Source organism: [Enterobacter] lignolyticus SCF1, from assembly GCF_000164865.1.
In the GTDB taxonomy this organism is placed as follows: domain Bacteria; phylum Pseudomonadota; class Gammaproteobacteria; order Enterobacterales; family Enterobacteriaceae; genus Enterobacter_B; species Enterobacter_B lignolyticus.
Map to the genome: position 1 here is coordinate 336,499 of NC_014618.1, position 18,317 is coordinate 354,815.

Genomic DNA, 18,317 nt, shown 5'->3' on the forward strand with positions numbered 1-18,317 from the left:
TAAAAGGAGTTAATCATGGTAGGCCTGGAAAAAAATGATCCGTTGATGCTGGCTCGTCAACTGCCGATTAAATCAGTGGCGCTGATCCTGGCGGGGGGACGTGGTACCCGCCTGAAGGATCTGACGAACAAGCGCGCAAAACCCGCAGTGCACTTCGGCGGCAAGTTCCGCATTATCGACTTTGCGTTATCTAACTGTATTAACTCCGGTATTCGTCGTATTGGCGTTATCACGCAGTATCAGTCCCATACGCTGGTGCAGCACATCCAGCGCGGTTGGTCGTTCTTTAGCGAAGAGATGAACGAATTCGTCGATCTGCTCCCCGCCCAGCAGCGCGTGCACGGTGAAAACTGGTACCGCGGTACGGCGGATGCGGTGACGCAGAACCTCGACATCATCCGTCGCTATAAGGCGGAGTATGTCGTCATTCTCGCGGGTGACCATATTTACAAACAGGACTACTCGCGCATGCTGATCGACCATGTCGAAAAAGGGGCGCGCTGCACCGTGGCCTGTATGCCGGTGCCCATTGAGGAGGCAACAGCCTTCGGCGTGATGGCCGTCGACGAGCGCGAAAAGATTATCGACTTTGTGGAAAAACCGGCGAATCCGCCTGCGATGCCTAACGATCCGAACAAATCGTTAGCCAGCATGGGGATTTATGTCTTTGATGCTGATTATCTTTATGAGCTGCTGGAAGAGGACGACCTCGACGAAAACTCCAGCCACGATTTCGGCAAAGACATCATTCCTAAAATCACCAAAGCTGGCATGGCGTATGCACATCCATTCCCGTTGTCCTGCGTGCAGTCCGACCCGAACTCGGAGCCGTACTGGCGCGATGTGGGAACTCTGGAAGCCTACTGGAAAGCGAACCTCGACCTCGCATCCGTTATGCCGGAGCTGGACATGTACGATCAGAACTGGCCGATTCGCACCCATATGGAACCGCTGCCGCCGGCAAAATTCGTTCAGGACCGTTCGGGCAGTCACGGTATGACCCTGAACTCGCTGGTGTCCGGCGGCTGCATTATCTCCGGCTCGGTGGTGGTGCAGTCGGTGCTGTTCCCGCGCGTGCGGATTAACTCATTCTGTAACATTGATTCGGCAGTCTTGCTGCCGGAGGTGTGGATAGGCCGCTCGTGCCGTCTGCGCCGCTGCATTATCGACCGCGCCTGCGTTATCCCGGAAGGCATGGTCATTGGTGAGAACGCGGAAGAGGACGCTCGTCGCTTCTATCGTTCTGAGGAAGGTATCGTGCTGGTTACGCGCGAAATGCTGCGCAAGCTGGGGCACAAACAGGAGCGATAATGCTGGTCTTACATGTATGTTCAGAGATGTTCCCGCTGCTGAAAACCGGCGGGCTGGCGGACGTCATTGGCGCATTACCGGCCGCACAGATCGCCGATGGGGTGGATACCCGCGTGCTGCTGCCCGCGTTTCCGGATATTCGCCGCGGGGTGCCGGACGCGCAGGTGGTGACGCGACGCGAGACGTTCGCCGGGCGCATTACGCTGCTGTTCGGCCACTTCAACGGCGTCGGCATCTATCTGATCGACGCGCCGCATCTCTATGACCGTCCGGGGAGCCCCTATCACGACACGAATCTGCATGCGTATACCGACAACGTGCTGCGATTCGCGCTGTTAGGGTGGGTGGGCTGCGAGATGGCCTGCGGGCTGGACCCGTTCTGGCGCCCGGACGTCGTGCATGCGCACGACTGGCATGCCGGGCTGACGCCTGCCTACCTCGCCGCCCGCGGGCGGCCGGCGAAGTCGGTGTTTACGGTACATAACCTGGCCTATCAGGGGATGTTCTACGCCCGCCATATGAATGACATTCAACTGCCATGGTCGTTCTATAACATGCATGGGCTGGAGTTCAATGGGCAGATATCGTTTCTCAAAGCGGGGCTCTATTACGCCGACCACATTACGGCGGTGAGCCCGACCTATGCGCGTGAAATTACCGAGCCGCAGTTCGCCTACGGAATGGAAGGGCTGCTGCGCCAGCGCCATACGGAGGGGCGTCTGTCCGGTATTCTCAACGGCGTTGACGACAAAATCTGGAACCCTGAGCACGATCTGCTGCTGGCTTCGCGCTATATGCGCGATACGCTGGAGGAGAAAGCGGAAAACAAGCGCCAGCTGCAGATTGCGATGGGGCTTAAGGTGAATGACAAAGTCCCGCTGTTCGCCGTCGTCAGCCGCCTGACCAGCCAGAAAGGGTTGGATCTGGTGCTGGAGGCCTTGCCAGGGCTGCTGGAGCAGGGCGGTCAGCTGGCGCTGTTGGGAGCGGGCGACCCGGTGCTGCAGGAAGGGTTCCTTGCCGCTGCGGCGGAGCATCCGGGCCAGGTGGGCGTTCAGATTGGCTACCATGAAGCCTTCTCGCACCGGATCATGGGCGGCGCGGACGTGATTCTGGTGCCGTCGCGCTTTGAGCCCTGCGGGCTGACCCAGCTGTATGGTCTGAAGTACGGCACGCTGCCGCTGGTGCGCCGCACCGGCGGGTTAGCGGACACCGTTTCCGACAGCTCGCTGGAGAACCTGGCGGACGGTATTGCCAGCGGTTTTGTCTTTGAAGACAGTAATGCCTGGTCGCTGCTAAGAGCGATTCGGCGTGCGTTCGTGTTGTGGTCGCGCCCGTCGCTCTGGCGTTACGTGCAGCGTCAGGCAATGAGCATGGATTTTAGCTGGCAAGTAGCGGCGCACGCTTACCGCGAACTTTATCAACGCTTGATGTAATGACAGGAACCATTTCTATGAATGCACCCTTTACGTATGCATCACCGACACTCAGCGTTGAGGCACTGAAGCACTCTATTGCCTATAAGCTGATGTTTATCATAGGGAAAGACCCGGCGATTGCCAACAAGCACGAATGGCTGAACGCCACGCTGTTTGCCGTTCGTGACCGTCTGGTGGAGCGCTGGCTGCGTTCTAATCGTGCGCAACTTTCTCAGGAGGTTCGTCAGGTTTACTACCTGTCGATGGAATTTCTGATTGGACGCACCCTTTCCAACGCCCTGCTGTCGCTGGGGATTTACGATGACGTGCAAAGCGCGCTGTCGGCGATGGGGCTGGATCTCGAAGAGCTGATTGACGAAGAAAACGACCCGGGCCTTGGCAACGGCGGTCTGGGGCGCCTGGCCGCCTGCTTCCTCGACTCGCTGGCCACCCTGGGGCTGCCGGGCCGCGGATACGGCATTCGCTATGACTATGGCATGTTCAAGCAGAACATTGTCGACGGCCGTCAGAAGGAGTCGCCGGACTACTGGCTGGAGTACGGCAACCCGTGGGAGTTTGAACGCCACAATACGCGCTATAAGGTCCGTTTTGGCGGGCGCGTTCAGCAGGAAGGCAAGAAAAGCCGCTGGATTGAGACCGAAGAGATCCTCGCCGAAGCCTACGACCAGATAATCCCCGGTTACGATACCGATGCGACCAACACGCTGCGGCTGTGGAGCGCTCAGGCGAGCAGCGAAATCAACCTTGGTAAATTCAACCAGGGCGACTACTTCGCGGCGGTGGAGGATAAAAACCACTCCGAAAACGTCTCGCGCGTGCTCTATCCTGACGACTCGACCTACTCCGGGCGCGAGCTGCGCCTGCGCCAGGAGTATTTCCTGGTTTCCGCTACCGTGCAGGACATTCTGAGCCGCCATTACCAGCTGCATAAAACCTACAGCAACCTGGCGGACAAAATAGCTATCCACCTCAACGACACCCATCCGGTGCTGTCGATTCCTGAGCTGATGCGCCTGCTTATCGACGAGCACCGGTACAGCTGGGACGATGCCTTTGAGGTGGCCTGCCAGGTGTTCTCCTACACCAACCACACCCTGATGAGCGAAGCGCTGGAAACCTGGCCGGTGGATATGCTTGGCAAAATTCTGCCGCGCCACCTGCAGATCATCTTTGAAATCAACGACTACTTCCTGAAAACGCTGCAGGGGCAGTATCCGAACGACACCGGGCTGCTGAGCCGCACGTCGATCATCGATGAGTCCAACGGCCGCCGCGTGCGTATGGCGTGGCTGGCGGTGGTGGTCAGCCACAAGGTCAACGGCGTTTCCGAGCTGCACTCGAACCTGATGGTGCAGTCGCTGTTTGCCGATTTCGCCGCCGTCTTCCCGATGCGCTTTACCAACGTCACCAACGGCGTGACGCCGCGGCGCTGGCTGGCGCTGGCGAACCCGCCGCTCTCGGAGGTGCTGGATGAAAATATCGGCCGCACCTGGCGTACCGACTTAAGCCAGCTGAGCGATCTCGAACAGCATATCGATTACCCCACCGTTAACCAGGCTGTGCATCATGCCAAACTGGAAAATAAGAAGCGGCTGGCGAACTACATCGCCCAGCAGCTGAACGTGGTGGTGAACCCGAAATCGCTGTTTGACGTACAGATCAAACGCATCCATGAGTACAAGCGTCAGCTGATGAACGTGCTGCATGTGATTACGCGCTACAACCGTATCAAGTCCGATCCTGACGCCGAGTGGGTGCCGCGCGTGAATATCTTTGCCGGTAAGGCGGCGTCGGCGTACTACATGGCGAAGCATATTATCCACTTGATCAACGACGTTGCGGCGGTGGTGAACAACGACCCGGAAATTGGCGACAGGCTGAAGGTGGTGTTCATTCCAAACTACAGCGTAAGCCTTGCGCAGGTGATTATCCCGGCGGCCGACCTCTCTGAGCAGATTTCGCTGGCGGGCACCGAAGCGTCCGGCACCAGCAACATGAAGTTCGCGCTGAACGGCGCGCTGACCATCGGCACGCTGGACGGAGCCAACGTCGAAATGCTCGAGCACGTAGGGGCCGACAATATCTTTATTTTCGGCAACACGGCGGAAGAGGTTGAGGCGCTGCGCCAGAAGGGCTACAAGCCGCGCGACTATTATGAGCAGGATGAAGAACTGCATCAGGTGCTGACGCAAATCGGCAGCGGCGTGTTCAGCCCGGCGGAACCCGGACGCTACCGCGACCTGGTGGATTCGCTGATTAACTTCGGCGACCACTATCAGGTGCTGGCGGATTACCGCAGCTATGTGGACTGTCAGGATAAGGTGGACGATCTGTACCTGAACCCGGAGGAGTGGACCACCAAAGCGATGCGCAACATCGCCAATATGGGCTACTTCTCATCAGACAGGACTATTCAGGAGTATGCGGATCACATCTGGCATATCGATCCGGTGAGGCTGTAAATGTACGTTGCCCGACCCCGGTATGCGGGGTCGGGCAATAAAGAACTATGACGCTAACGACAGTTCACGCTTTCCCGCATGCTGTAACAGCCACTGCGCGACGCGCGACTGCTCCTCCGCATTCAGCCACATCCCCTGTTTCGTGCGACGCCAGATGGCATCGTCCAGACGGCGCACCCACTCATGCTCCACCAGATAGCGCAGCTCGGCTTCATAGAACTCGTGGCCGAAATGTTCGCCGAGATCCGCAATATCTTTCGCTTCGCCAAGGATTTGCTCGCTGTTGCTACCGTAGGTGCGGGCAAAGTGGCGGGCTAATGATTCGCTGATGAACGGATAGCGACGGCGCAGTCTGGCGGCAAAATCGTCGCGATCGCCGCCGATCTCTCCGCCGGGCAGCACCGCGCCTTTGGTCCACGCCGGGCCGATGCCCCGATAGTACGGCGTCAGTTTTTCCAGCGCGTGTTCCGCCAGCTTACGGTAGGTGGTGAGCTTACCGCCAAAGACCGACAGCAGCGGCGCTTTGCCGTGGTCGTCGTGGATGTCCAGCGTATAGTCGCGGGTGATGGCCTGCGGCGAGTCGGATTCATCATCGCACAGCGGACGGACGCCGGAGTAGGTCCAGACGATATCGTCACGGCCAAGCTGCTTGTTGAAATGCGCGTTATAGACCTTCAGCAGGTAGCTGATTTCGCTCTCGTCGATCTCAACGTTTTTCGGGTCGCCTTTATATTCCACGTCCGTGGTGCCGATGATGGAGAATTCGTCCATCCACGGGATCACGAACACGATGCGTTTATCTTCGTTTTGCAGGATATAGGCCTGCTTCTGGGTGTGAACGCGCGGCACTACGATATGGCTGCCCTTAATCAGGCGGATGCCGTACGGCGACGGCAGGTGCATGCCGTCGTCAAAGAATTGTTTCACCCACGGGCCGGTGGCATTGACCAGGCCTTTCGCCTGCCAGCTGTATTTCTTGCCGGTATCGATATCTTCCGCGTCGACAATCCACAGGCCGTTTTCGCGACGGGCGGCGGTTGCGCGGGTGCGGGTCAGCACTTCGCCGCCTTTTTTCACCACCATCTGCGCATTAGCCAGCACCAGACGCGCATCATCCACCCAGCAGTCGGAATATTCGAAACCGCGCACAATTTCCGGCTTGAGGACCGATTCTGCGCCAAATCGCAATCCGGCAGAGCCCGGCAGGCTGGTGCGTTTTCCGAGGTGGTCGTACATAAAAAGACCAATGCGGATCATCCACGCCGGACGCAGATGCGGACGGTGGGGCAGACGAAAACGCATCGGGAAGGCGATGTGCGGCGCCATCTTCAGCAGCACTTCACGTTCGGCCAGCGCCTCGCTCACCAGGCGGAATTCGTAGTGTTCAAGGTAGCGCAGACCGCCATGAATAAGCTTCGAACTGGCGCTTGAGGTGGCGCAGGCAAGGTCCTGCGCTTCGAGCATCAGCACGGATAAACCGCGTCCAGCGGCGTCTGCCGCGATGCCGGCACCGTTGATGCCACCGCCTATCACAATCAGATCTTTGGTTTCCATGCTGCACCCTCGTGTACTTTCGTTAAAGCTCATAAATGTTCGATATCGCTCATCATAGCAAACAAACGCGCTTTTAGTAACATCAAAAAAACATTTCAGAGTGATGCGTATAACAAATTAGTGTTTATCTCCCGTCAGGACGTACACTAAAAGGTAAAATAGTGCGCTGGTTTTGCCCGCACCCACCTGAACAACATCAAAGAGAGCGTCATGGAACAATTCGAGTGTATTAATGTAGAAGAAGCGCATCAGAAGCTGCAGCAGGGCATGGCGGTACTGGTGGATATCCGCGACCCGCAGAGCTATGCGCTTGGCCATGCGCCCGGCGCGTTCCATCTGACCAACGATACGCTGGGCGCGTTTATGCGCGATCACGATTTCGATACCGTGGTGATGGTGATGTGCTACCACGGCAACAGCAGTAAGGGGGCGGCGCAGTATCTGTTGCAGCAGGGCTATGACCAGGTCTACAGCGTTGACGGCGGGTTTGACGCCTGGCATCGCCATTTCCCGGCAGAGGTGGCGCGCGACGCATGACGGCGTATACTGTCTCCTTTTGTGTGGAATAAGCGACTCTCTGCATGTTGATGATCACCTCTTTTGCAAACCCGCGCGTCGCCCAGGCGTTTGTCGACTATATGGCGACGCAGGGTATTATCCTGACCATTCAGCAACATACTCAGAGCGACATTTGGCTCGCCGACGAAAGCCAGGCCGGACGGGTTCAGCAGGAGTTGGCCTGCTTTCTGGAAAACCCCGCCGATCCGCGCTATCTGGCGGCGAGCTGGCAGTCGGGCCATACCAACAGCGGCCTGCACTACCGCCGTTTCCCGTTTCTCGCGACGTTGAAGAACAACGCCGGACCTTTTACCTGGTGCATCATGATGGCCTGCATTCTGGTGTTTATCGTGATGAACATCGTTGGCGATCGGGCGGTAATGGGCTGGCTGGCGTGGCCGTATGATCCCTCTCTGAATTTTGAGCTCTGGCGCTACGTTACCCATGCTTTTATGCATTTCTCGCTGCTGCATATCCTCTTTAACCTGCTATGGTGGTGGTATCTTGGCGGCGCGGTCGAGAAGCGCCTCGGCAGCGGCAAACTCATTGTGATTACGGTGATAAGCGCGCTGCTCAGCGGCTTTATTCAGCAGAAATTCAGCGGACCGTGGTTCGGCGGTTTATCCGGAGTGGTTTACGCGCTGATGGGGTACGTCTGGCTGCGCGGCGAGCGCGACCCGCAAAGCGGCGTGTATCTGCAGCGCGGGTTGATACTGTTCTCCCTGCTGTGGCTGGTCGCCGGCTGGTTTGATCTATTTGGTATGTCGATTGCAAACGGCGCCCATGTGGCCGGGCTGGCCGTTGGCCTCGCCATGGCGTTTGCGGACACTCAAAATGTGCGAAAACGAACATAATTTTCCAGGGATATTTCATGAAACAAACACAACGTCATGACGCGATTATCGAGCTGGTAAAAAAACAGGGTTATGTCAGCACGGAAGAGCTGGTGGAGCAGTTCGCCGTCAGCCCGCAAACCATTCGTCGCGACCTGAACGATTTAGCCGAGCAGAAGATGATTCTGCGCCACCACGGCGGAGCGGCAATGCCGTCCAGCGCGGTGAATACCTCGTGGCAGGACCGCCGTACGACCCAGGCGGCGGAGAAAGAGCGCATCGCCCGGAAGGTGGCAAGCCAGATCCCGGACGGCGCCGCGCTGTTTATTGATATCGGCACCACGCCGGAAGCGGTCGCTCATGCGCTGCTGCACCATTCTGACCTGCGTATCGTGACCAACAACCTGAACGTCGCCAATACCTTAATGGCGAAAGACGATTTTCGCATTATCCTGGCCGGCGGCGAGCTGCGCAGCCGGGACGGCGGCATCATCGGCGAAGCGACGCTCGACTTTATCTCCCAGTTCCGCCTGGACTACGGCATTCTGGGGATTAGCGGCATCGACAGCGACGGCTCGTTGCTGGAGTTCGACTACCACGAGGTGCGCACCAAACGCGCGATCATCGAGAACTCGCGCCATACGATGCTGGTGGTGGATCACTCGAAATTTGGCCGTAACGCAATGGTCAATATGGGCAGCATCAGCATGGTGGATGCGGTGTATACCGACATTATGCCGCCCGCAGGCGTGATGCAGGTGATTGCCGAGCACAACATCCAGCTGGAGCTGTGCTGACGTCAGCCGCTACACGCCGTATCCCATCATTTTAAGCAGCCGCTGGGCGTGCAGGACGGCGTCCTGGCGGTGCGCAACCCCGAGTTTCTGATACAGATTGCGGATATGGGTTTTGATGGTCGTGGCCGCGACGTCAAGCTCGCCGGCGATCTGCTCGTTGCTGTAGCCGGAATAGATTAACCCCAGCACCTGCCATTCGCGCTGGGTCAGCGGGCTGGTGCGGATAAGCTCCGGCACTTCCGGATGATTCAGTAGGCGTTCGACGAAATTCTCGTCAAAATGGGCGAACTTATGCCGATGATGCTGGTTAATCTCGCGCAAAATACGCTGGGCGCGATGCTGCTCCAGCTCCGGCAGCGTGTTGAGCTGGATAAGCTGGCGCAGCTGCTGCGCCATGGCTTCACCCTCAATGACAAAATGACTGATAAAGCCGGTGCGGTTGGCCAGGGTGAGCGCCTCCAGCAGCATGCGCTGAGCGTCGGTTTTTCGGTTCGACTGCCAGTACAGCTGATTGAGCAGCAGCAGGTTGCGGTTGAGATCGCTCATCAGGCGCAGCGAACGCGCGTTGTCGTTGAGCTCCTCCAGCACCTCTTGCGCGGCGTCAAACTCGCCCAGCAGGATTTGCGCCCGGGCGATATTGCGCCACTGGCCCTGCAGAAAGTGGTTATTAGCGAATGCAGGCTTCGGCGTCTGGCGCAGCCAGTTGGCCGCCGCCTTTTTGTCCCCCGTCATCTGCCAGTAGATCACGCGCACCTTGTCGGCGTTGGAGACCCAGTCGCTGTGGTACTGGCCGTTGCCGAGCAGGTTTTCTAAACGGTTCAGGTGGTTGCGGGCATTGTCCAGATTGCCGCGGGCCAGCGAACTCTGCACCAGCAGGGCCAGACACTGCAGCTGCTGCTGAGGCTGGTAGTCGGCAAGCACCTCCATACCGTGACGCGCGCTGTGCTCGGCTTCGTCCATTCGCGCCCACGCCCACAGCAGCTGCGCGCGAATGCGCAGCAGGAACTCGTGCATCGGCAGCTGTTCCAGATGCTGGTCGCGGATAAGCTGAAAGGCTTTCTCCTGGGTTTCCCAGGACGCCTGTAAAAATCCCTGGGCAAACAGAATTTCGCTTTGCTGAATCAGGCTCCACAGCGCGTAGTGCCAGACGTCATGGCGGCGGGCCATCTGTTCCGTCTGCTGCATCACCGTCAGCGATTTACTGAGCTGGCCTTTACAGTGCAGCACTTCGCCGTGCACCGATGTCGCGACGATACGGCTGTAGTAGCTGGCGAGCGGCAGCTCCTCCAGCGCGACCATCGCCAGACGCTCGGCCTCCTCCTGGTCGCCGTCGTTAATGGCGACCTGGGCGCGCAGGGCGTTAAAGTCGCCGTGCAGGGAGGCGTCCATATCGACCGGCATCTCCTGCTCGGCGCGCGCCAGCAGGGTGTTCACTTCGCTGTAGCGGTGCTGGCTTTGCATCAGCCAGGCCTGCAGTAGCACCAGGCGCGGGTTCTCCAGCAGGCTCTCCCAGGGGAGCGCCGCCAGCGACTCTTCGAGCAGCGCCAGTTCGCTGTGGTGGAACAGGCCCCAGGCGTGATTCAGCAGAATATCGCGCAGCATGTGCGGGTCGCCCGCCGACAGCGCGTGATGGATGGCCTCGCTGGGAAAACCCTGCGCCATCCAGCTCTCTGCCGCCGCGCGGTGAATTTCCGGCAGCTCCGTCGCCAGCTCCCACTGGCAGCGCTGGCGCAGGAAGCTGCCGAACAGCGGATGGTAGCTGAACCATTCGCCGGAGTTGTCCATACGCTGTAAAAAGAGCCCCTGGCGCTCAATCTCTTCCAGCCGCATTTGACCGTTTTCCTCACCGGTCACGCGGACGATCAGCGCATCGTTCATCGAGCGCAGCAGCGAGCTTTTCAGCAGAAAGCTGCGGGTTGGCGCGTCAACGTTATCCAGTACCTCATCCACGAGGTAGTCGGAGAGATGGCTGGCGTTGATACCGGCAAGGCGGCGCGCGGAATGGCTTGCGGCGCTGTTGTTCTGGCGGGCGGAAAGGGCAATCAGCTGCAGCGCTGTCGCCCAGCCGGCCACGTCATCGCACATCTGGCGGCTTTCTTCGGCCTCGATTGGCGAGGCGAGGCGGCAGTCGAAAAACTGCTGGGCCTCCTGATGGTTAAACGCCAGCAGCTGGCTGCCGATCTCCAGCAGCTGATCGCGCACGCGCAGGTTGGCGATGCCAAGCTGCGGCAGATTGCGCGACATCACCAGCAGGGTCATATTTTCCGGCTGATGGCGCAGGAAAAAGCGCATCGCGTCATGGATGACCGGATTGGTGATGAGATGGTAGTCGTCAATCACCAGATACAGCGGGCGCTGCCACGTCGCCAGCTCGATAAACAGCTGCGCGAACAGCGACGTCAGGCTGGCGTACTGGCGTTTTTGCACCATGGTTTCACTGGCGGCGCAGTGGCCGCCGGTGGCCTGCTGAATGGCGGCAATAAGATAGCTGGCGAAACGCTCCTGCTGATTATCTCCCTCATCCAGCGAGAACCAGCCGAGATCGTGCTTTCCCGCCGCCCACTGTGAAATGAGCGTTGTTTTGCCATATCCCGCCGGGCTGGTAATTAGCACCAGACGGTAATTGTTCGCGCCGGAAAGTTTGGCCAGCAGACGTTCCCGAACCACGGTGTGCTCAAGACGAACCGGACGACTTAGTTTGGACGGAATCAACATAAGCTAATCACTTCACTGTGAGGGGAGGAGATATTTTTTTCGCGCTTCGTAATTAATGTTTGCTACGTTCGGATAAACAGAAATGTATTGCAAGTTATGTCCAAATTTAATGCTTGCGAATTTGCGCTCTGTCACAAATCCTTCGATTTGTTAAATGCTGTCGCTGAAACCGGCGCCAGTGCGCGTAAAACCTGGCGGCGCAGGGGGATTTAATGTTGCGAAATCGTTGCTCTACGATATTACGCTGGCGGGTCGTTATTTAAAATTGTGTCATTGTGCCGACATAAATAACGAAAAAGGCCGACATCTGCCAGGGAATGCGTATTTAACGCTTGCCGCATTTCCGTTCCTGCCGATATTTTGCAAAATAACCTTTCACTTTTTGTCATCCAGAGCCGGTAAAACAGGGCAGATTTACCGTGAAAGGCTAACGTTAAGGTGGCCGCGATCACACTTTTTGCTCATCCCTGCTGCTCCTCCCTGCCTAATCCCCGGCAGGATGAGGACGCTGGCGGGGCAGCCTGAGACACTAACGACAACGTGTTAATTAACAGGATTTGATTACTTATGTCACAGACGATCTTCAACCAGGAACAGTTTCAGGCAGCGCTGACGCGTCAGTGGCAGCGTTTGGGTTTACAGACCGCGCAGGAGATGACGCAGCGCCAGTGGTGGCAGGCCGTGAGCGCCGCGCTGGCGGAAATGCTGGCCGCTCAGCCGGCGGTGAAACCCGCTAAAGAGCAGCGTCACGTGAACTACATTTCGATGGAGTTTCTGATCGGCCGCCTCACCGGCAATAACCTGCTGAACCTCGGCTGGTATCAGGCGGTGAGCGATGAGCTGAAAGGGTACGACGTTAACCTGAGCGACCTGCTGGAGCAGGAGACCGACCCGGCGCTGGGCAACGGCGGCCTCGGTCGGCTGGCGGCCTGCTTCCTCGACTCCATGGCGACCGTCGGGCAATCGGCGATCGGCTACGGCCTCAACTACCAGTACGGGCTGTTTCGCCAGTCCTTCGCCGACGGGCAGCAGATGGAGGCGCCGGACGACTGGCAGCGCGGCAGCTACCCGTGGTTTCGCCACAACGCGCAGCTTGATGTGCAGGTGGGTATTGGCGGCAAGGTGTCGAAAAGCGGCCACTGGGTGCCGGGCTTTACCCTCGTCGGCGAAGCCTGGGATCTGCCGGTGCTGGGCTACCGTAACGGCGTCGCGCAGCCGCTGCGCCTGTGGCAGGCGAAGCACGCGCATCCCTTCAACCTGACCAAATTTAACGACGGCGACTTCCTGCGCGCCGAGCAGCAGGGCATCGACGCCGAAAAGCTGACCAAAGTGCTCTACCCGAACGACAACCACCTCGCCGGCAAAAAGCTGCGCCTGATGCAGCAGTATTTCCAGTGCGCCTGCTCGGTGGCGGATATTCTGCGTCGCCATCACCTGGCGGGGCGCAAGCTCGCCGAACTGCCGAAATTCGAGGTTATTCAGCTTAACGATACCCACCCGACGATCGCTATTCCGGAGCTGCTGCGCGTGCTTATCGATGAGCACCAGCTGAGCTGGGACGACGCATGGGCCATCACCAGCCGGACCTTCGCGTACACCAACCACACGCTGATGCCGGAAGCGCTTGAGTGCTGGGATGAGAAGCTGGTGAAAGCGCTGCTGCCGCGCCATATGCAGATAATCAACGAGATCAACGAGCGCTTCAAAGCGCTGGTGAAGAAAACCTGGCCTGGCGATAAGGCCGTGTGGGCCAGGCTTGCGGTGGTGCATGACAAACAGGTACGCATGGCGAACCTGTGCGTGGTGAGCGGCTTCGCCGTCAACGGCGTGGCGGCGCTGCACTCCGAGCTGGTGGTGAAGGACCTGTTCCCGGAATATCATGAGCTTTGGCCGAACAAGTTCCATAACGTCACCAACGGCATCACGCCGCGCCGCTGGATCAAGCAGTGCAACCCGGCCCTGGCCGCGCTGTTTGATAAGACGCTGAAAAAAGAGTGGGCCAACGATCTGGACCAGCTTATTCATCTGGAAAAACAGGCCGACGACGCGGCGTTTCGCAAGCAGTATCGCGAGATTAAGCAGGCGAACAAAGTGCGTCTGGCGGCATTCGTCAAAGCCCGCACCGGGATTGATATCAACCCGCAGGCCATCTTTGATATCCAGATCAAACGTCTGCACGAGTACAAGCGTCAGCACCTGAACCTGCTGCATATTCTGGCGCTGTACAAAGAGATTCGTGAAAACCCGAAGGCGAACCGCGTCCCGCGCGTGTTCCTGTTCGGCGCCAAGGCGGCGCCGGGCTACTACCTGGCGAAGAACATCATTTTCGCCATCAATAAGGTCGCCGAGGCGGTGAACAACGACCCGCTGGTGGGCGATAAGCTGAAGGTGGTGTTCCTGCCGGACTACTGCGTATCGGCGGCGGAAATGCTGATCCCGGCGGCGGACGTGTCGGAACAGATTTCGACGGCCGGTAAAGAGGCCTCCGGCACCGGCAACATGAAGCTGGCGCTTAACGGCGCGCTGACCGTAGGGACGCTGGATGGCGCCAACGTGGAAATTGCCGAGCAGGTCGGCGAAGAGAATATTTTTATCTTCGGCCATACCGTGGAACAGGTTAAAGCCCTGAAGGCCAAAGGCTATGACCCGCTGAAGTGGCGCAAAAAAGATAAGCTGCTGGACGCGGTGCTAAAAGAGCTGGAGAGCGGCAAGTACAGCGGCGGCGACAAGCACGCGTTTGACCAGATGCTGCACAGTATCGGCAAGCAGGGCGGCGATCCGTACCTGGTGCTGGCGGACTTTGCCGCCTATGTCGAGGCGCAAAAGCAGGTCGACGTGCTGTACCGCGACCAGGAGGCCTGGACCCGCGCGGCCATTCTCAACTCCGCGCGCTGCGGGATGTTCAGCTCCGACCGCTCCATTCGCGATTATCAACACCGTATCTGGCAGGCAAAACGTTAAGGAAACGCTATGGAGAGCAAACGTCTGGATAATGCCGCGCTGGCGGCGGGCATCAGCCCGAACTATATCAATGCCCACGGCAAACCGCAGTCTATTGGTGCCGACACCAAACGGCGCTTGCTCGACGCTATGCACCACGCCACCCAGGGCCGTCCGGCGGCAGTTACGCCGGTACCTAACGTGACGGTGTTCACCCACGGGAAAAAGATGGCGCTGGCGGTAGAGGGGCACGGCGAATACCAGTGGCTGCTGACCACCGAAGAGGGCGTACTGCACCAGGGGGTTGCCAGCGGCGGGAAGGCGCTCAACCTGCCGGCCCGTCTGCCGGAAGGCTATCACTCCCTGACGTTGACCCAGCAGGCGCATCGCTGGCACTGCCGGGTCATCGTCGCGCCGGAGCGCTGCTACGAGCCGCAGGCCCTAAAGCAGGGGGAGAAGCTGTGGGGCAGCTGCGTGCAGCTGTATACCCTGCGTTCGGCACATAACTGGGGCATCGGCGATTTCGGCGATCTGCAGGCGATGCTGCCGGAGATTGCCCGTCGCGGCGGCGCTTTTATCGGCCTGAACCCCATCCATGCGCTCTATCCGGCGAACCCGGAAAGCGCCAGCCCCTATAGCCCATCGTCCCGCCGCTGGCTGAACGTTATCTACATTGACGTCAACGCCGTCGACGATTTTCGCACCAGCCGCGCCGCGCAGGCGTGGTGGCAGCTCCCCGCCACGCAGCAGGCGCTGCGCGCGGCGCGGGAGGCTGAGCAGGTCGATTACACCGCGGTGACCCGGCTGAAGATGACGGCGCTGCGCATGGCGTGGGAAGACTTTTCCGCCCGCGATGATGAGCCGATGGCGGCGTTTCGCCGCTTTGTGGCGCAGGAGGGCGAAAGCCTGTACTGGCAGGCGGCGTTTGACGCCCTGCACGCGCAGCAGGTGAAGCTCGACCCGCTGCGCTGGGGGTGGCCGGCGTGGCCGAAGGCGCTGCAGGACATTAGCAGCCCGCAGGTGCGCGCGTTTTGCGAACAGCACGCCGACGAGGTGGATTTCTTCCTCTGGCTGCAGTGGCTGGCCTGGAGCCAGTTTGCCGCCTGCTGGCAGGAGAGCCAGCGGCATGAGATGCCCATCGGCCTGTACCGCGATCTTGCGGTCGGCGTTGCGGAGGGCGGCGCTGAGACCTGGTGCGACCGGGAGCTGTACTGCCTGAAAGCCTCCGTCGGCGCGCCGCCGGATATCCTCGGTCCGCTGGGGCAAAACTGGGGGCTGCCGCCGATGGATCCGCACGTGATGGTCGCCAGAGCCTACGAGCCGTTTATCGAACTGCTGCGCGCCAATATGCAAAACTGCGGCGCGCTGCGTATCGATCACGTCATGTCGGTGCTGCGGCTGTGGTGGATCCCCTACGGTGAAACGGCGGACCACGGAGCGTATGTGCAGTACCCGGTCGATGCGCTGCTGTCAGTCCTTGCGCTGGAGAGCAAACGCCATCAGTGCATGGTGATCGGCGAAGATCTGGGCACCGTGCCGGTAGAGATCGTCGGCAAGCTGCGTAAGAGCGGCGTTTATTCCTACAAGGTGCTGTATTTCGAAAACGACGCCGGGAAGACCTTCCGGGCGCCGAAGGCGTATCCGGTCCAGTCGATGGCGGTCGCCACCACCCATGACCTGCCGACGCTTCGCGGCTACTGGGAGAGCGGCGATCTGACGCTTGGCAAAACGCTGGGGCTCTACCCGGACGAGGTCGTGCTGCGCGGGCTGTATCAGGACAGGGAAAAGGCGAAGCAGGGGCTTTTGAATGCGCTGCACAAATACGGCTGCCTGCCGAAACGCGTCGGGCGCCACGCCTCGCTGATGGGGATGACCCCCACGCTTAACCGCGGGATGCAGCGCTTTATTGCTGACAGCAACAGCGCCCTGCTGGGGCTACAGCCGGAAGACTGGCTGGAGATGCCGGAGCCGGTGAACATTCCCGGCACCAGCGATCAGTACCCGAACTGGCGTCGCAAACTTTCCACCTCGCTGGAGGCGATGTTCGCCGATGACCGGGTCAACAAGCTGATTAAGGATCTGGATAAGCGCAGGAAGGCATTGGGTAAGAAGCGGTGATTTTCCCTCTCCGTTGAAGGAGAGGGAAGGAAGTGCAGGCCGGGTAAGGCGCAACCGCCGCCCGGCTTTTTACATCAGATAGCCATATTCAGCAGCAGACAGCCCACCAGACCGCACACCGAGATAATGGTTTCCAGCATCGACCAGGACTTAATGGTCTCGCCGATAGTCAGGTTAAAGTACTCTTTGAACAGCCAGAAACCCGGGTCGTTGACGTGAGAGAAAATCACGCTGCCGGAACCTACCGCGATAACCATCAGCTCCGGGCTTACGCCGGTAGTGGCGATGAGCGGGGCGACGATACCGCCTGCGGTGATAGCCGCAACGGTGGCTGAACCCAGCGCGACACGCAGTACGGCGGCAATAGACCAGGCCATAAAGATCGGCGATACGTTAGTTTCCTGCATCATAGAGGCGATGTATTTATCCACGCCGCTGTCGACCAGTACCTGTTTGAACGCGCCGCCGCCGCCGATGATCAGCAGCATCATGGCGATGATTTTAATGGAGGAGGTCAGGGTATCGTTGATCTGATCCATCGAGCGGCCACGGTTGAGACCGAAGGTGAACATCGCAATCAGTACGGCAATCAGCGTCGCCATGACCGGGTCGCCCAGGAACTCGGCAACGGACAGGAACGGGTGGCCTTTCGGCAGGATCATTTCCGCGACGGCGCGCATCGCCATCAGGATAACCGGTACCAGAGAGGTCCAGACGCTGACGCCAAAGCCCGGCATCTCTGCTTCAGTGAAGGTTTTTGCGCTGTACAGACCTTCCGGGATCGGCTTGTCGATGCCCTTCAGGAAACGCGCGTACACCGGACCGGCCAGAATAACGGTCGGGATAGCGAGGATGGTGCCGAACAGCAGGGTTTTGCCCATATCGGCATGGAAAATCGTCGCGATAGCGGTCGGGCCCGGGTGCGGCGGCAGGAAGCCGTGGGTCACGGAGAGCGCAGCAGCCATCGGTACGCCGACGTACAGCAGCGGGATATTCGCGGCGGCGGCGATGGTGAACACCAGCGGCAGCATCAGCACGAAGCCCACTTCATAGAACAGCGCGAAGCCCACGGTGAAGCCGGTTAATACCACCGCCCACTGGATATGCTTTTTGCCAAATTTGGCGATAAGCGTGGTGGCGATGCGCTGCGCGCCGCCGCAGTCCGCCAGCATTTTGCCGAGCATAGCGCCGAAGCCCATGATCAGCGCAAGGCTGCCGAGGGTTCCGCCTACGCCGTTTTTGATGGAGACGATAACTTTAGCCAGCGGCATGCCTTGCATTAAGCCGACGGCAAGCGCCACCAGCACCAGTGCGATAAATCCGTTCATTTTGAAGCGGATCATCAACAGTAATAACAAGACGACACCGACAGCGACGATGACTAATGGCATGATTAACCTGGCCTTTGTTTTGTTATGGGTAACGTTAATGTTTCAGCAACAGCGTCCAGATGCTGAATCCGGGTAATTAAGTAAATCAGGCACCGCTTCAGTCTTCCTTCCATCCCCAGGGGACGGTTGGCTATTTTTCTTGCAACAGTACTTGCTGTGAATGATACGGGTAACATTCGGTGTTTGAGAATCACCTGAGGCG

Annotated in this window: 11 protein-coding genes; 8 read left to right on the top strand and 3 right to left on the bottom strand. The window is 59.0% G+C overall.

Translation table 11 applies throughout. The features are described from left to right. Positions 1-15: 15 nt before the first annotated feature. From glgC to glgP, 3 genes are read left to right on the top strand one after another with little or no spacing between them, the layout of a single operon-like run. Positions 16-1,311 (top strand): glucose-1-phosphate adenylyltransferase, encoded by a 1,296-nt coding sequence (gene glgC, locus ENTCL_RS01555; protein WP_013364367.1) that lies wholly within the window; start codon positions 16-18, stop codon positions 1,309-1,311. Beyond that, positions 1,311-2,744 (top strand): glycogen synthase GlgA, encoded by a 1,434-nt coding sequence (glgA, locus tag ENTCL_RS01560; protein ID WP_013364368.1) that lies wholly within the window; start codon positions 1,311-1,313, stop codon positions 2,742-2,744. Before glgC ends, glgA begins: the two co-directional genes overlap by 1 nt. Positions 2,745-2,761: 17 nt before the next feature. Next, the gene (gene glgP / locus ENTCL_RS01565) at positions 2,762-5,209 is read left to right on the top strand and encodes a glycogen phosphorylase (protein WP_013364369.1); all 2,448 of its coding nucleotides are present in this window, start codon (positions 2,762-2,764) and stop codon (positions 5,207-5,209) included. Between the two features lie 45 nt (positions 5,210-5,254). On the opposite strand, the gene glpD is transcribed toward glgP, so the two are convergent. Further along, a complete protein-coding gene (gene glpD, locus ENTCL_RS01570; RefSeq protein WP_013364370.1) occupies positions 5,255-6,763 on the bottom strand; it encodes a glycerol-3-phosphate dehydrogenase in 1,509 nt (502 codons plus the stop codon). 210 nt (positions 6,764-6,973) lie between these two features. On the opposite strand from glpD, the gene glpE reads away from it, so the two are divergent. The 3 genes from glpE to ENTCL_RS01585 are packed head-to-tail and all read left to right on the top strand — an operon-like array spanning position 6,974 to position 8,951. Then, entirely contained in the window at positions 6,974-7,300 is a 327-nt protein-coding gene (gene glpE / locus ENTCL_RS01575; RefSeq protein ID WP_013364371.1) for a thiosulfate sulfurtransferase GlpE, read from the top strand. A 44-nt stretch (positions 7,301-7,344) separates the two neighbouring features. Further along, the gene (glpG, locus tag ENTCL_RS01580) at positions 7,345-8,175 is read left to right on the top strand and encodes a rhomboid family intramembrane serine protease GlpG (protein ID WP_044611867.1); all 831 of its coding nucleotides are present in this window, start codon (positions 7,345-7,347) and stop codon (positions 8,173-8,175) included. Positions 8,176-8,192: 17 nt separating this feature from the next. Then, a complete protein-coding gene (locus tag ENTCL_RS01585; protein ID WP_013364373.1) occupies positions 8,193-8,951 on the top strand; it encodes a DeoR/GlpR family transcriptional regulator in 759 nt (252 codons plus the stop codon). Positions 8,952-8,960: 9 nt separating this feature from the next. Here ENTCL_RS01585 and malT read toward each other — a convergent pair whose 3' ends face one another. Further along, positions 8,961-11,666 carry an HTH-type transcriptional regulator MalT gene (gene malT, locus ENTCL_RS01590; protein WP_013364374.1) on the bottom strand — a complete coding sequence of 902 codons (2,706 nt, stop codon included), beginning with the start codon at positions 11,664-11,666 and terminating at the stop codon, positions 8,961-8,963. Positions 11,667-12,233: 567 nt separating this feature from the next. On the opposite strand from malT, the gene malP reads away from it, so the two are divergent. Then, on the top strand, positions 12,234-14,627 hold the full coding sequence (malP, locus tag ENTCL_RS01595) for a maltodextrin phosphorylase (RefSeq protein WP_013364375.1): 2,394 nt from the start codon (positions 12,234-12,236) through the stop codon (positions 14,625-14,627). Between the two features lie 9 nt (positions 14,628-14,636). Next, complete coding sequence (malQ, locus tag ENTCL_RS01600; protein ID WP_013364376.1) at positions 14,637-16,724, top strand: 4-alpha-glucanotransferase; 2,088 nt, start codon at positions 14,637-14,639, stop codon at positions 16,722-16,724. Between the two features lie 74 nt (positions 16,725-16,798). Here the strand turns inward: malQ and gntT are convergent, their stop codons facing one another. Continuing rightward, on the bottom strand, positions 16,799-18,115 hold the full coding sequence (gene gntT / locus ENTCL_RS01605; RefSeq protein ID WP_013364377.1) for a gluconate transporter: 1,317 nt from the start codon (positions 18,113-18,115) through the stop codon (positions 16,799-16,801). Between the last annotated feature and the right edge of the window lie 202 nt (positions 18,116-18,317).

Coding starts and splice junctions, on each gene's coding strand:
- glgC (WP_013364367.1), top strand. CDS start 16: ATGGTAGGCCTGGAAAAAAATGATCCGTTGATGCTGGCTCGTCAACTG.
- glgA (WP_013364368.1), top strand. CDS start 1,311: ATGCTGGTCTTACATGTATGTTCAGAGATGTTCCCGCTGCTGAAAACC.
- glgP (WP_013364369.1), top strand. CDS start 2,762: ATGAATGCACCCTTTACGTATGCATCACCGACACTCAGCGTTGAGGCA.
- glpD (WP_013364370.1), bottom strand. CDS start 6,763: ATGGAAACCAAAGATCTGATTGTGATAGGCGGTGGCATCAACGGTGCC.
- glpE (WP_013364371.1), top strand. CDS start 6,974: ATGGAACAATTCGAGTGTATTAATGTAGAAGAAGCGCATCAGAAGCTG.
- glpG (WP_044611867.1), top strand. CDS start 7,345: ATGTTGATGATCACCTCTTTTGCAAACCCGCGCGTCGCCCAGGCGTTT.
- ENTCL_RS01585 (WP_013364373.1), top strand. CDS start 8,193: ATGAAACAAACACAACGTCATGACGCGATTATCGAGCTGGTAAAAAAA.
- malT (WP_013364374.1), bottom strand. CDS start 11,666: ATGTTGATTCCGTCCAAACTAAGTCGTCCGGTTCGTCTTGAGCACACC.
- malP (WP_013364375.1), top strand. CDS start 12,234: ATGTCACAGACGATCTTCAACCAGGAACAGTTTCAGGCAGCGCTGACG.
- malQ (WP_013364376.1), top strand. CDS start 14,637: ATGGAGAGCAAACGTCTGGATAATGCCGCGCTGGCGGCGGGCATCAGC.
- gntT (WP_013364377.1), bottom strand. CDS start 18,115: ATGCCATTAGTCATCGTCGCTGTCGGTGTCGTCTTGTTATTACTGTTG.